At 69.2% G+C, this 13,488-nt stretch carries 13 protein-coding genes and 2 pseudogenes; 9 read left to right on the top strand and 6 right to left on the bottom strand.

Features of this window, described 5'->3' with window-relative positions; genetic code table 11:
* The first annotated feature begins 12 nt into the window (after positions 1–12).
* The 6 genes and pseudogenes from ACF073_RS23520 to ACF073_RS23495 all read left to right on the top strand — a co-directional run bounded on the left by ACF073_RS23520 (position 13) and on the right by ACF073_RS23495 (position 5,026).
* Complete coding sequence (locus ACF073_RS23520; RefSeq protein WP_392072975.1) at positions 13–450, top strand: hypothetical protein; 438 nt, start codon at positions 13–15, stop codon at positions 448–450.
* 780 nt (positions 451–1,230) lie between these two features.
* A complete protein-coding gene (locus ACF073_RS23515; protein WP_392072973.1) occupies positions 1,231–2,529 on the top strand; it encodes a hypothetical protein in 1,299 nt (432 codons plus the stop codon).
* Positions 2,530–2,583: 54 nt separating this feature from the next.
* Positions 2,584–3,096 (top strand): hypothetical protein, encoded by a 513-nt coding sequence (locus ACF073_RS23510; protein ID WP_392072972.1) that lies wholly within the window; start codon positions 2,584–2,586, stop codon positions 3,094–3,096.
* Positions 3,097–3,105: 9 nt separating this feature from the next.
* Positions 3,106–3,618: a hypothetical protein gene (locus ACF073_RS23505; protein ID WP_392072970.1), complete on the top strand. Its 513-nt coding sequence runs from the start codon at positions 3,106–3,108 to the stop codon at positions 3,616–3,618.
* A 234-nt stretch (positions 3,619–3,852) separates the two neighbouring features.
* A pseudogene (locus ACF073_RS23500) lies at positions 3,853–4,336 on the top strand (transposase family protein); the annotation flags it as partial.
* Between the two features lie 75 nt (positions 4,337–4,411).
* Positions 4,412–5,026, top strand: coding sequence for a hypothetical protein (locus ACF073_RS23495; protein ID WP_392072968.1), 615 nt, complete (start codon positions 4,412–4,414; stop codon positions 5,024–5,026).
* 133 nt (positions 5,027–5,159) lie between these two features.
* On the opposite strand, the gene gap is transcribed toward ACF073_RS23495, so the two are convergent.
* The 3 genes from gap to ACF073_RS23480 all read right to left on the bottom strand — a co-directional run bounded on the left by gap (position 5,160) and on the right by ACF073_RS23480 (position 8,042).
* On the bottom strand, positions 5,160–6,158 hold the full coding sequence (gap, locus tag ACF073_RS23490) for a type I glyceraldehyde-3-phosphate dehydrogenase (RefSeq protein ID WP_392072967.1): 999 nt from the start codon (positions 6,156–6,158) through the stop codon (positions 5,160–5,162).
* Between the two features lie 107 nt (positions 6,159–6,265).
* The gene (locus ACF073_RS23485; RefSeq protein ID WP_392072965.1) at positions 6,266–7,222 is read right to left on the bottom strand and encodes a GlxA family transcriptional regulator; all 957 of its coding nucleotides are present in this window, start codon (positions 7,220–7,222) and stop codon (positions 6,266–6,268) included.
* A 193-nt stretch (positions 7,223–7,415) separates the two neighbouring features.
* A complete protein-coding gene (locus ACF073_RS23480; protein ID WP_392072963.1) occupies positions 7,416–8,042 on the bottom strand; it encodes a hypothetical protein in 627 nt (208 codons plus the stop codon).
* 292 nt (positions 8,043–8,334) lie between these two features.
* Here ACF073_RS23480 and ACF073_RS23475 point away from each other — a divergent pair.
* Positions 8,335–8,652, top strand: a pseudogene (locus ACF073_RS23475) (iron chelate uptake ABC transporter family permease subunit); the annotation flags it as partial.
* 152 nt (positions 8,653–8,804) lie between these two features.
* On the opposite strand, the gene ACF073_RS23470 reads toward ACF073_RS23475, so the two are convergent.
* The gene (locus ACF073_RS23470; protein WP_392073164.1) at positions 8,805–9,743 is read right to left on the bottom strand and encodes an Ig-like domain-containing protein; all 939 of its coding nucleotides are present in this window, start codon (positions 9,741–9,743) and stop codon (positions 8,805–8,807) included.
* Between the two features lie 325 nt (positions 9,744–10,068).
* Here ACF073_RS23470 and ACF073_RS23465 point away from each other — a divergent pair, with 325 nt between their 5' ends.
* Positions 10,069–10,293, top strand: coding sequence for a hypothetical protein (locus tag ACF073_RS23465; RefSeq protein ID WP_392072962.1), 225 nt, complete (start codon positions 10,069–10,071; stop codon positions 10,291–10,293).
* Positions 10,294–10,412: 119 nt separating this feature from the next.
* Here the strand turns inward: ACF073_RS23465 and ACF073_RS23460 are convergent, their stop codons facing one another.
* Positions 10,413–10,781, bottom strand: coding sequence for a DUF6479 family protein (locus tag ACF073_RS23460; protein ID WP_392072960.1), 369 nt, complete (start codon positions 10,779–10,781; stop codon positions 10,413–10,415).
* Positions 10,782–10,849: 68 nt separating this feature from the next.
* Positions 10,850–11,566, bottom strand: a complete 717-nt coding sequence (locus tag ACF073_RS23455; RefSeq protein WP_392072958.1) for a TetR/AcrR family transcriptional regulator — start codon at positions 11,564–11,566, stop codon at positions 10,850–10,852.
* A gap of 93 nt (positions 11,567–11,659) precedes the next feature.
* On the opposite strand from ACF073_RS23455, the gene ACF073_RS23450 reads away from it, so the two are divergent.
* Positions 11,660–13,345, top strand: a complete 1,686-nt coding sequence (locus tag ACF073_RS23450; RefSeq protein WP_392072956.1) for a CocE/NonD family hydrolase — start codon at positions 11,660–11,662, stop codon at positions 13,343–13,345.
* Positions 13,346–13,488: the final 143 nt, after the last annotated feature.

Here is a 13,488-nt window from a genome sequence, read left to right as displayed (position 1 = left end):
AAAGACTAGGCCATGAGTGAAACAGCGCCTTCGGGGAGCAACGTGACGACATCTTCTATCGGGATGCGATTGAACCAACTCCCGGGCGATGCAGGAGGACCCTATGGGCCTCCGGTGTTGGCAGGCGGAAAGAAAGACCTCGCTTCCTCGCCGGCCGAGAAACAGGCTGCGGCTAACGCCATCGAGAAGGACATCGAACCTGACACCCGCAAGGCTGGCGAATGGGCTGATTCCGAATCCAACACGGCCGTCAAGGAATTCCGCGATGGATGGCACACCTCAGGGGCATTGAAGAAGGCCCACGAGACGTGGGGGAAGCAGGTCAAGAACCTTATGAACATGCTCGCATCGGACAAGGAAGCGTTGCGGAGCGCTAACACCGTGCTGCAGAGCACAGACATCCAGACAGGGGCAGATCTGCGCTCTGCGTCAGCGCTCTCCGGGTACTGACCGACTGCCGGCTTACTCAGCCTGAGCTGCCGCCTAGAGCCAGCAGACCCGCCAACATATCTCTTCAGGATAAGGCTCGGATCTTTCTCATGAAGATGATATGTCTCACGAGTTGAATCGAGTCGAGATTGAGCCCGACATGCGTCTCGTAGCGGATGCGGAGGCGCTTGAACTGATGGAGTCAGGCGTCGGCCCTCTCGCCGACCCACCAGCCTTGTCCAGTCCGGGCTCTTCGGGGCACCGCTTCGGGCGACCTTAGGTGTGAGGACACGGCCCCTGAGGATACGGCGGTGCTTGCCGAAGTCGTGGCTGCGGTCGGCGAACACGTGTCGGGGCGTTTGCAGGGCAGGCCGACCCGTCCGCGCACGGGCAATATGGCGTGTCGGCGCGAGACGAACCCGCCTTGCGCGGCTTGGCGCGGAGGACCGCGCGGCGGCGGGGCAGACACCGGCGTCGGTCCAGTCCCGCAGCCGTCGCCAGGCCATCACTTCGCCGCATCCTGTCTGCTCCGCCGGGCCGCCTCCCCAGCATGCTCTCGCACAGGATGTAGGCGCTGTCGGCAGGGGTGCACAGTCGTCCGCCCGCTGCCGCCGATGCCGCGGAGCCGGCCCGGCAGTAGCAGCACGACGCGCTCCCACAGGTCATCAGACACATGATCGTCCTACACATGAAGTACTCGGCCGCCACGCAACCCAACTGCCAAGCCGGGCAACGAATCTCATTCCAAAAAGATCAATAGGTGTGGACAACGGGGAACCGATGCCTAACTATCACGAGATCATGACGACCGACCTGTCCGTGCTGACGACGGCCGCGGACCGATGGGACGGGATGGCAAAAGAGTTCCACAAGCAGGAAGCCGCCTACAAGCGGGATGTACACGGGATCTCGATCGGCGGAAACTGGTCCGGGATAAGCGCAGATGCTGCCAGCCGACGGTTCGACTACACCCTCAATCAGTTCCGGAGCGCTCAGGTCGAGGCCAAGGCGATCGCTTCCCTGCTGCGTGACGCCCACAGCCAGTTCACGGATCTACGTAAGAAGCTGGAATCGGCCCGTGCGGACGCTATCAAAGCGGGCATGAAGGTCTCAGAAGCCGGCGTTGTCGCGTACGACACCGCACAACTCAGTGGCGGCGAGCTGAATGCTCTGCATCACGACCCTGACTATCAGCACTCCGTAAACACAGCTGTCGCCTCCTGGCAGGCGCATATCGACAAAGCCGTGAAAGACGTAGTTGCCGCAGACAGCGGTGTCGAAACCGCCCTCACGTCGGTGGTGATCGACATGGACACCAGCGATGGCACTCTCGCTGGCTTCAATGGCCAGGCCCATGGCGACATCAAGACGTACGAGGACGCAGCCAAGCGCACACAGACCAAACCCGACGGCTGGGTCTCCGAGGGCGAGACGGAGGCATCCGGACCCGATGTCGGCGGAGAGGTGAAGGGACCTGACATCGGAGCTGGCAAGCTGGCCGAGGCAGAAATACACGCCGACCTAGGCCGTGCGAGTGCCGAGGGATCGCTCACCAAGGGGCCGTGGAAACTCTCCGGGGAGGCTGAAGCCTACGCCGGGGTCAAGGGCTCCGCGAGCGGCGGCATCACCCACGAGGGTATCGAAGGCGAAGCGGGTGCCTTCGGGGGAGGCGAGGCCTCGGCCGCGGGCCGCGCTGACTTCGGTCCGGTCGGCGTCTACGGACGTACCGAGGCTATGACCGGCGGTGAAGCGAATGCGCATGCCGGGGCGGGTCTGGAAGGCGTGAACCTGGGGGGTGAGGTGTTCGCGGGCGCCAAGGGGGGTGGCACCCTCGGCGCAGACGTCGGTGGAATCGGTGCGGGCTTCACGGCAGAGGGCTGGGCGGGTCCGGGCGCAGAGGCAAATCTGGACATGGGCAAGAACAGCCAGGGCGCGTGGGAGTTCAAGACCAAGGTCGGCCTCTCCCCTGCCGTCGGCGGCGCATTGGGTCTTGAGTTCACTGTCGATCCGGACAAGGTCGTGCACACTGCGGGCGACCTGGCTGACGCGGTGGGCGATGGTGTGAGCTCGTTTGGCCACGCCATCGGCAGCGTGTTCTGATCGGCACTCTCATACCCACTGCATGGAAGTAGTGACATGGAAGGAAGACTCGAAATGCCAACGAACCTGCCGCTCCCGATCGAGTTCGACCTACCGGAAGGTTGGCGTACGGCACCCCCTGACGAAGTCGGTGCATCCGGCGCGGCGTTCGTCGCGATTCATCTGCCCTCCACTGCCGGATTCACCGCGAACATCACTATTGACGGCGAATACCGCCCGGACTCGGCGACACTGGCGGAAATGGCTGACGAGTCGATGGAGCACCTGCGCCAGGCTTCCACGTCCGTCACGCTCATCGACCGTACCGAGTCAGGTTCCACGGATGCGCCAGGTCTGACACAGACGCTAGCCTTCTCAGCTCTCGCCGAGGCAACGACCCACGATCTCGTCCAGTCCCAGGTGTACCTGTCTCTGCTGGACGTCACCGACCCGCACAAGAGGGTGGTGATCCGCCTGGTCCTCACCTCTGCGTCGTCTCAGCATCCCCATGTCTTGGATGACTTCAAAGACCTCGTGCGCACTGTACGCCCGGCCGGCGGGCAGCGTCGTGGCAACCCGGCAAGGTAGGTTGTCGCCATGGGCCTGTTCGACAAATTGACCGGAACCCGGCGCCCGTCCGAGGGAGTGGCGCCGCGTTCAGCCGATGAAGTCCGTGCGGTCTTGCTCGGTCTCAATCAGCCTGAGGTCCCGTACGTCATTCGGTACGGCGCCGCACATCAAGCCGATCTGGTAGCTGAGTGGCGGATTACGGAGCCCGCCTGGCAGACCTTGTTCATCCAGTCCCAGCTCACTCACACTGTTCGGATCCGGATGCGCCTGGTTCAGAGGGATCATGAGGTGCGCACGGTCGAGGAGCAGCACGAGGTCAGCCGGGTCGGCAATCCGCCGCGGCTTCAAATCGCCTCCGAGTACTCACGCGGACCGGACAGAACGGTCACTCGCCAATGGACGATCGGACGTGGCGATAGCGGCCGCCTCTCGGCAAGGGAGACATTCCGTTTCGACAGCGCGGATCTACGCGACCCCCTGCGTGAGGCCGTTCTCAAGTCGGGGTGGACCTGGCGTGGAGTGCTTCTCGGCAAGCTGTGAAATCGGCGGGTCCGAGGCTGACGGAGTGGCGGACAGAGCGCCGGGCATCATCCCGGTGCTGCGCGCAGCCACCCTCACCAGGCCGGTCCCACCACGTTCGCCCCGACGCAGTGAGTCTTTTTCAGCGTGGCCGCTGATGGGGTGACGAGCCGGGGTGAGGGGGCACAACGCACAGGGCTTCCGTGCCGTTGAGGGTGGTGTTCGAAGTCGCAACCCATCGGCACGGGAGCCCTGTTGGTTCCGCATTCTGCCGCACTCGACCTCCCGCATGCCCTGATCGAGTCAGTCAAGATGCTCATCGTCACCCGTGGAGGTGACCGGTGGTGCAAACTGCCGCCGCACCGGCGTGCGCTCGTCGCTTTCGTGTATCTGCGCCACCAAATCCGCCTCCCGCATCGCGGCCGGCTTCGGGATATCCGTCGGCACGGCCCACGCCTACGTCACCGCCGCCACCGGACGGCTCGCCGATCGCGCACCGGGCCTTCCCAAAACGCTGCGCGAGCACGGTCCGGACTTCGTCCTGCTGGACGGGACGCTCGTCGAGTCCGACTGCGTTGGCGACAGCCGTGCCGACTACTCCGCCAAGCACGGTCGGCATGCCGGGAACGTCCAGGTCGTCACCGACTCCGCTGGCGCATTGCTGTGGATCTCGCCAGCCGTGCCGGGCCGCACCCACGATCTGACCGTCGCCCGCACCTACAAGATCGTCCGGATCTGCACTGGGCCCCGCGGTACCCGACGCTGCCGTCGATGACCGCCGCCTCGGCGTACGGGCGATCGGTACGCTGGCCCCATGGGGCTGGACATCACGGTGATGATCGCGGACTGGTCATGGCTGGGGGAGGTTCCGCCCCGGGAGCGGCTGCCGCGGCTGAGGAGCGCCTGGTATGCCGATGAGACGGGGCTGTGGGATCACGACGCGCCGACGGTCGAGGGCGACTGGGAGTGGCCACGGGGACCCAACAGCGCCTTCTTCGCCGTGTATGAGTTCCTGCACACCTGCGGCTCGTTCAAGGCGCACTTCTGGGCCGGGCAGCGGTGGGAATCCGTCCGCGACCATGTTGATCCTCTGGTGCGGGCCGAATTGGACACGCTGTTGCGCGAGTTGATCTGGGTCGGCCTGGACGGTGAGGCGCAGCACACGGATCCTGGCTTCTTCAGCGACGATCCCGGTGTTCATGGGCTGCTGCTCGCACGGTCACCGGACGGCGTGCGGGAGCTGGCCGCGGCCTGGGAGCGGGTGCGGCCTCGCCTTGGCGGGATGCAAGAAGCTTTCGCCGAGCATGCCGCCGATCCCGAAGGATGGGTCGGCGACTTCGGCGCGTTCACGGACCTGCTGGCGGAGTGGGGCCGCGTCCTCACCGAGGCCGCCCGCCGAGGCTGGGGCATCGTGGGGCTGAGCGAGTAGGGCGAGGCCGTCCCTTCGAAGCCGGGACGGTCCTCAGCCGGGCGCTCTGGTTGCCCCACTGGTCAACCAGAGCGTCCGGAGGAAGTGCCGCGCGGCGCGGTCGCCGGAGGCGGGGTGCCGCCCCGGCGCCAGGTCAGCGGGTGGCGAGGAGCTCGAGCGTGTCGATCACGCGGTTCGAGAAGCCCCACTCGTTGTCGTACCAGGCGACCACCTTGATGTGGCGGCCGTCGACGCGGGTGAGGGCCGAGTCGAAGATCGACGAGGCGGGATTGCCCGTGATGTCGGATGACACCAGCGGGTCCTCCGAGTACTCGAGGATGCCGGCTAGCGGCCCTTCCGCCGCGGTGCGGTATGCCGCCAGCACGTCGTCGCGCGTCACATCGCGGGCGACGGTCGTGTTGAGTTCGACGATCGAGCCCACGGGCACCGGTACGCGGATCGAGTCGCCCGTCAGCTTGCCGTCGAGGTTCGGCAGCACCAGGCCGATCGCCTTGGCGGCGCCGGTCGTGGTCGGCACGATGTTGACGCCGGCGGCGCGGGCGCGACGGGCGTCGCGGTGCGGACCGTCCTGAAGGTTCTGCTCCTGCGTGTAGGCGTGCACCGTCGTCATGAATCCGTGTTCGATCCCGGCGAGTTCGTCGAGGACCGCGGCCAGCGGCGCGAGCGCGTTGGTGGTGCAGGAGGCGTTCGAGACGATCGTGTGCACGGCCGGGTCGTAGGCGTCGGTGTTGACCCCGAACGCGAGCGTGACGTCGGCGCCGTCCGAGGGCGCGCTGACGAGTACCTTCTTCGCGCCCGCGTCGAGGTGGGCGCGGGCGGCCTTCGCCGAGGTGAAGCGACCGGTGGCTTCCAGGACGATGTCGACACCGAGTTCGGCCCACGGCAGCTGCGCCGGTTCACGCTCGGCCAGCACCGTGATCCGGCGGCCGTCGACGACGAGTGCGTCCCCGTCGACGGTCACCGGGCGCCCGAGCCGGCCGGCCGTGCTGTCGTAGGCGAGCAGCCGGGCGAGAGTGGCGGGCTCCGTCAGATCGTTGACGGCGACGATCTCGAGGGCGCTGTCGCGTTCGAGCAGTGCGCGCAGCACATTGCGTCCGATGCGGCCGAATCCGTTGATGGCGATGCGAGTCATGAGTGATGTCCCTTCCCTTCGCCACCATGCTCGTCCGCGGCCGGCGCCGCCGACAGTGGCGGGATCGCCACGGTTCAAAAGGATCCCGCCATGCCCCGGCGGGCGGGTCACTCGCCCCGGGTGAAGGTGCGCCGGTACTCGCTCGGTGTGGTGCCGAGGATGCGCTGGAAGTGCAGGCGCAGGTTCGCGCCGGTGCCGAGCCCGACGTCGGCGGCGATCTGTTCGATGCTGCGCTGCGAGCGCTCGAGCAGTTCGCGGGCAAGGTCGATGCGGGCGCGCATCACCCACTGCATCGGTGTGTAGCCGGTCTCCTCGACGAAGCGCCGGGAGAACGTGCGCGGCGAGACCCCCGCCCGCCGCGCCAGCAGGTCGAGGGTGAGGGGGTCGCCGAGCCGGTGCAGCGCCCATTCGCGAGTGTCGGCGAACCGCTCGCCGTGCGGCTCGGGGACGCTGCGCGGCACGTACTGGGCCTGGCCGCCGCTGCGGTAGGGGGCCGCGACCAGCCGCCGGGCCGCGTGGTTGGACGCGGCCACTCCGAGGTCGCCGCGCAGGATGTGCAGGCACAGGTCGATGCCGGAGGCGGCGCCGGCCGAGGTGAGCACGCTGCCCTCGTCGACGAACAGCACGTTCTCGTCGACCTGGACGAGCGGGTGCCTGGCCATGAGTGCCCGCGTGTAGTGCCAGTGCGTCGTGGCGCGCTTGCCGTCGAGCAGCCCTGTGGCGGCGAGCGCGAAGGCGCCCGTCGAGATGGCGGCGAGCCGCGCGCCCCGGCCGTGGGCCGCGATCAGCGCGTCGACGACGGCTTGCGGCGGGTCGTCACGGTCCGGGAACCGGTAGCCGGGGACGAAGACGATGTCGGCCCACTCAAGGGCGTCCAGGCCGTGCTCGACGTAGTAGGCGAGGCCATCGCCGCCCGTGACGAGACCGGGTGCGGCGCCGCACACCCGCACCTCGTACGGCATGCTCGCGCGGGTCGTGAACACCTGCGCGGGAATTCCGACATCGAGCGGTTTCGCACCCTCGAGCACAAGGACGGCAACGCGATGCCGGCGGAAGGTTGACACAGGAAGAGGTTATGTGTCGCGTGACTCCGGTACGCCACGCACGCCCACTGCGCGGGCCGGGACAGATGACACGCGGTCCGGACCCGTCTTCCGCTTTGCAGTCCAACCGCCCGTCCCGCTCCGGGGCGGCCCTCCGGTGCCCGGCCGCGGCGGCCCCGCTCCCGGCGGGTCGGGCCGGCCGGGGCCGCCGGGATCAGAGCCAGCCAAGCGAGCCGAACGCCAACAGGGCGACGGCGTCGATGCCGAGAATGACGCCCACCGTCATGGCCTTGGCCCGCACCCGCGGCATGTCGTGGACGAGGAAGGCGACCAGGAAGAACGGGGCGTATCCGACGAGGAGAATGAGGTAGGGAACGTCCGCCTGCCACCAGCTCCAGTCCCACGTGAGCACTCCCACGTGGTGCAGCCAGATCTCGACCAGCACGCACGCGACCGAGTTCACGGCGATCAGCACGGGGCGGTTGGGGACCCCAAGAACACGTGCGTCCCGCGGAGGAAGAAGCTTCGCCGCCGCGACACCCATGACGGCGAACATGAAGCAGATCTCGATGTTGAGCCCGATGAGGATCTGGTAGGCCGTCCTGCCCGACGCCCCCCAGACCGGGGCCCGTCCGGTGAAGTGGAAGACAAGCGCGTTCCATGTTTCGTTGAACCAGTCCATCCCCCACAACGCGAGGCCGGCGAAGAACACGTTCCAGTTACGCCGTTCCACTTCCGCGGCGTAGATGTAGATCACGAGGAGCAGGAGCGGGATCACGTACCACTGGAAGTGGCTGTTCTCGCGGAGCAGTTCCAGCGCAGCGCGGGCGTGGTCGGTCATGTGCTCCGCTCCCCCTGTCGGGCCGCCGACGGCGACAGCGATCCTCTACCGGCCGGTAACTATGGTGGTCGGATCCCTCCGAGTCAACGGTCCGAAGCGGCACGGCCGAGTTCGGTCCGAGGACGCGGCGCCGACCGTGGCCGCCCGGAGTACATCAGCGCCCACGCCACCAGCAAGATCGCACCCAGACCGCCTAACTCGGTGAACTCGGTGAGGTCGAGGTCGAGGTCGGCGAGGTCGAACGGCCGGAGAAGCGGGTCGCCGCCCTGGCGGCCCCGCGGCGTCGCTCGACGAGGACACCCCGAGGGTGCTGGGGCTCGATCCGGCGCACGGGCGGCTGGGGTTCCTCGCCTTGGGTGTGCTGCTCAGCGCCACCGCCGTCGCCGTCGCGGGCACCATCGGCTTCGCCGGTCCGGTCGCCCCGCACGCGGCACGGGCGCTGGTGGGTCGCCGGCACGTGCGGGGGTCCCGGTGGCGGTGCTGCTCGGGTCCGTTCGGGTGTGCGCTCGGCCGGACCGTGATCGCACCGGCCGAGCTCCGCGCCGGGCTGATGACCGCGGTGCTCGGGGCGCCGTACTTCCTGTACCTGCTGGTCCGCGGCCGGCGGTAGCCGTGGCCGCCGCCCGCCTCCGGTTGCCGCGCGGCCGGTTCGGACCGCCATGCCGACGACCACCAAGTGGTCCCGCCCCGATTCATCCGGGCGCGAGCGCGGCCTGGTGCCGGCGCATGGTGCCGGAGCCATACTGCCGCCGCGGCAGCGCGTCACAGCGTCGAGGTCGTCCCCTCCCCGGACGCGCCGCCCGCGAGCCACTGGTCCCAGCTCAGGTTGAAGGCGGCGTAGCCGTTGTCGGCCGGGGCCTTGGCGCGGGGCGAGCCGGTGATGGTGATGGGGTCGCCCTGTTTGACCTGGCCGTAGAACCACTTGGCGTCCGACAGGGACAGGTGGACGCAGCCGTGTGAGCCGCGAGCGCTGCCGCTCCCCGGATTGGGGTCGCCGGTCGAGTAGTGCACGTACGTGCCGGACTGGGTGAGGTGCACGTCCCAGGGCAGCGTCAGGTCGTAGTAGTTGGGGCTGCCCTTGTCGCAGCTGATACCGACGCTGCAGGAGGTCATGTGGACCTTCTCCTGCTTGTCGATGACGGCCATCGTGCCGTTCCAGGTCGGATACTGGGCGCTGCCCGCGTTGATCGACAGGGTGCGCACCGCCTTGCCGTTGCGGGTCACCTTCATGGTGTGACCGGTGACCGAGACATCCGCGCGTACGTCGTCGCCGATCGTGAAGGTGTGGGTGTAGCTGTGGACGCCGTAGCGTCCGTTGCCGTTGCTGACGCCCTTCATGTCGGCGTCGATCTTCACCTTGGTGCCGGAGGGCCAGTACGACTTCGGCCGCCAGTCGGCGCGCTTGTCGCCGAACCAGTGCCAGGCGCCGGCCACCGGCTGCGAGGCGCTTACCTTCAGGTGCTTTTCGACCGTGGCCCGTGCTGATGCCGACACCGGGTTGGTGAAGACCACCGAGATCGGCATGGCCACCCCGACGGTGGTGCCCGTCTGGGGGGTGATCGTCTCCAGAAGCATCGGCGGGCCCGCAGGCTTCGTCGGTGACGGCGAGGCGCTCGGGGCCGGCTTGCCCGGTGCCTTTCCGTCGTCCCCGCCGGCCTTGTCACTTCCGCCTCCGCCGCAGGCACTCGCGCCCACCAGCATCGCACCCGTGACGAGGGCTATCCGTATGCTGCCCTTGCGCCGACCCACGACCTGCTCCGATCTCTCGCTCCACGGCCCTGGCGGGCCCGACTTCCTGTCAGACGGACGGGGCGCGGTCGTAGTTGCACGCGCCACGCAAAGCATGGTTCAAATCTCGCCCGGCGTTTGGCCTGCCTGGGCGACCTCACCCCGGCGAACCGGGTTCTCCAGGGGGGACAAGAGCCGGCGGTCTGCCGCCCCGGCGCCTGGGGTTTGTTCCCGAGCAAGCGGAACGGCCGGCGTCCGCTACTACCGCCGCGCTGAGCTGCGGTTTACGGTGTGGGGCATGAACAGCGGAGACCGGCAGCGCCGCGATGGATCCGCCAAGCGTGCGCAGCTCACCAGTGGTGATCACGCTGGCCCGAAGGACAAGCGGGGCAGGCCGGCCAGGACCATGCAGCCGGACCGGCAGCAGAGAAAGGCCGCGGCAGGCAAGCAGTGGAAGGCGCTGTTCGCGCGTCTGGACGAGGTGAAGCGCCGGGAGCAGGAGCGGCAACGCCGCCAGGCGTGAATTCCGGCGGCCCAAGCCGTGATGCCCAACTGCTGGGGCTCAGCCCTCGGCTCGGCGCGGCCCCGGTCCGTTCGGCACCGGCGTCCCGGGCGAGACGAGGCGGGAAGCCGGTGCCCCCCTCACTTCGCGCCGCTGCCCCCGCTGCCGAACGAGCCACCGGAGCCGCCCTCCCAGCGCGGGCGTGCCTGGTCCCGGCCGGGCCTGGTCGGGGCGTTCCCGAGCTGGTGCGGGGTGAGGCGGTCGCCGTCGTCCCCCGCCCGGGGCACCTCGTTCGGCTCACGCAGGCCGCTCTCCTCACGCACCGGCCCCGACGGGGGCACTGTCGGCTGTTCGGAGCGCCGCGGCGGCGCCGGTTCCCGGCGGCGCACCCGGATACCGAGAGCCACCGCTCCCACCAGTGCGGCCGCTACCAGCACGCCGCAGACGACGATGACCAGGGCCCCCGCCGTCGAACCGGCGGCAGCCAATTGCTCGAGTGTCGTGTGCATGGACGGCGTGTACCCGCCACCCGGCATCGAATGCCAGGTGCTGGGACGTCATGGCAGGGCGGGTGGGATCAGTCGGTGTCGAGGCCGTCGACCAGACGGTTGAGGAACCGGGTGAAGGTGGCGTCGGGGGTGAGCGGACGTCCGGGGGCGGAGAGGGCTTCGGCGAGTTCCGGGTGGCTGCCGTCGGCGGCGACGGCGGCGAGGTAGCGGCCCTCGGCGGACACCCGGTCCGGTGAGCGGGAGACCGCGGCCTGGGCGATCTCGTGGGCGACGTGCCCGGCCACGAACGCGGTGAGCTGGGCGAAGACCTCCAGCTTCGCCGCGCCGTCCAGCCCGGTGGGCCGCAGGAGGGCGAGCACGTGTTCCAGGAAGGCCAGCGTGTTGGGTCCCGGAACGCGGCGGGTGGTCAAGGCGGCGGGCAGCCAGGGGTGGCGCAGCATGTGGGCGCGCTGCAGGTGGGCCACGGTCTTCAGGTCGGCACGCCAGTCGCCGCTGGGCGGGTCGGTGACGGTGAGTTCGCCGCTGACGTGGTCGACCATCAGCTCCAGCAGCGTCTCCTTGTCGGGGGCGTAGCTGTAGAGCGACATGACGCCCGCTCCGACCTCGGCGGCCACGCGCCGCATGGTGACGGCTTCGATGCCTTCCGCGTCCGCCAGCGTGACGGCCGCCGCGGTGATCGCCTCCCGGCTGAAGGAGGGCCTGCGGCCCTTGCGGCGTTCGGCGGGACGCAGCCACAGCCGTTCGGGATCGACGCCCGCGGCACCGGTCTTTCCGTCGCTCGACAAGGCCTCGCGCTCCTTCCCCTGGTTGTCGGCTTGCAAAGGTCATCCAAGCATCCTCTATTCTCGTACGTCGTACGAGAATAGAGGAGGGGAACGATGCCATCACGCACGCCCGACGCCGTGGCCAGGCCCGCCTGGGTGCCGCCCGCCGGAAAACCGCCGCTGTCCGCACGCATGCTGAGGGCCACCTGGCGAGGTCTGCCCGCGAAACGGCACGAGGCCGGTTGGGAGCCGGGCCTGGAGGTGCCGGCCGCCGACGGCAGCCCGTTGATCACCGACCACTACTTTCCGCGCGCCCAGGGCGACTTCCCCACGCTCCTTGTCCGCTCGCCGTACGGCCGCGGCCTGCCCTGGTCGCCTCAGTACGGCCTGCTCTTCGCCGAACAGGGCTTCCACGTGGTCCTGCAGAGCTGCCGCGGCACCGGCGGTTCGGGCGGCGACTTCGACCTGTGGCGCAACGAGGCCGCTGACGGCCGGGCCACGGTGTCCTGGCTGCGCGAGCAGCCCTGGTTCGACGGAACGCTGGGGACCGTCGGCCCCAGCTATCTGGGCTATGTGCAATGGGCCCTCGCCGTGGAACCGCCGCCGGAGCTGAAGGCCATGGTGGTGCAAGTGGGCCTGCACGACCCCCACGCCCTGTTCCACACGGACGGCGCGCTGCGCCTGGAGAACCTTCTCGCCGTCGGCGTGGGCATGACCTACCAGCACCAGGGCATGGCCCCGTTCCTCAAGGCGACGCTGCGGCTGCGGCGCCGCCTGCGCGACGCCACCGCCGCGCGGCCCCTGCGCCGGGCGTACGTGCCGGCCCTGGGGCGCGAACTGCCCTGGCTCGACGACGTGATGGCGCATCCTGACGCCAAGGACCCCTACTGGCACGGCGCCTCGCTCGCGGAAGTGGCAGAACGCCTCGCCGTGCCCACGGCTCTGGTCACCGGATGGCAGGACGCGCTTGCCGACCAGACCTTCGAGCAGTACGCCCGGCTGCGCGCGGCCGGACGCGAGACCGCCCTGCTCGTCGGTCCCTGGACCCACACGTCCGCCCTGCAGCAAGGGTGGCCCCAGGTGTTCGGCGAAAGCCTCGCGTGGCTGCGCGCCCACCTGCACGGCGATCCCTCCGGCCTGCGCCCCACCGCGGTACGCGTGCACGTCGGCGGCGAGAACACCTGGCGGGACCTCGACGACTGGCCGCCGCCCGCGGCCGCCACCTCGTGGTACCCCATCACCGGCGGCCATCTCACGCGGCAGGCTCCGGCCGACCGCACCCCGGTGACGGCGTTCCGCTATGACCCGGCCGACCCCACCCCCTCCCTCGGCGGCCAGCTGCTCTCCCGCACCGCCGGCCCCAGGGACAACGCCACCCTCGAAGCCCGTGACGACGTCCTGACCTTCACCGGCCCACCGCTGACCGAGCCCATGGACATCCTGGGCGCCGTCTCCGCACGGCTGAGCGTCTCCACGGACACCGGACACGCCGATGTCTTCACCCGCCTGTGCGACGTGGACCCGCAAGGCCGCTCCGTCAACATCTGTGACGGGTTCGGCCGGCTCCGCACGACCGGACAGACGCCCTCGCAGATCGGTGTGCCGATGAGCGCCACCGCCCACCGCTTCCCCGTCGGCCACCGCATACGCTGGCAGATCAGCGCAGGCGCCCATCCGCGCTACGCCCGTAATCCCGGCACCGGTGAGCCGCCCGTGGACGCCACCACCTTCACACCGGCGCACATCACGCTCCACACCGACTCGGCACTGACCCTTCCCACCCGTTCCGAACCCGTCTGAGCCGCCGGCCCTCCGGGAACCGGCCCACGACCGAGGAGCCGGGCCATTCGGCCCGGCTCACTCCTCGGATCGCATGGCACGGCGCGTCGACGGCCGAGAGCGCGGGCGCCGGTGCCGGGACCGACAAGTCGGGCGAGTTGCGT

This window comes from Streptomyces sp. NPDC015171 (assembly GCF_043079545.1).
Classification (GTDB): Bacteria; Actinomycetota; Actinomycetes; order Streptomycetales; family Streptomycetaceae; genus Streptomyces.
The sequence above is the reverse complement of the archived record's forward strand: the minus strand, read 5'-3'. Positions and strand labels throughout refer to the sequence as shown.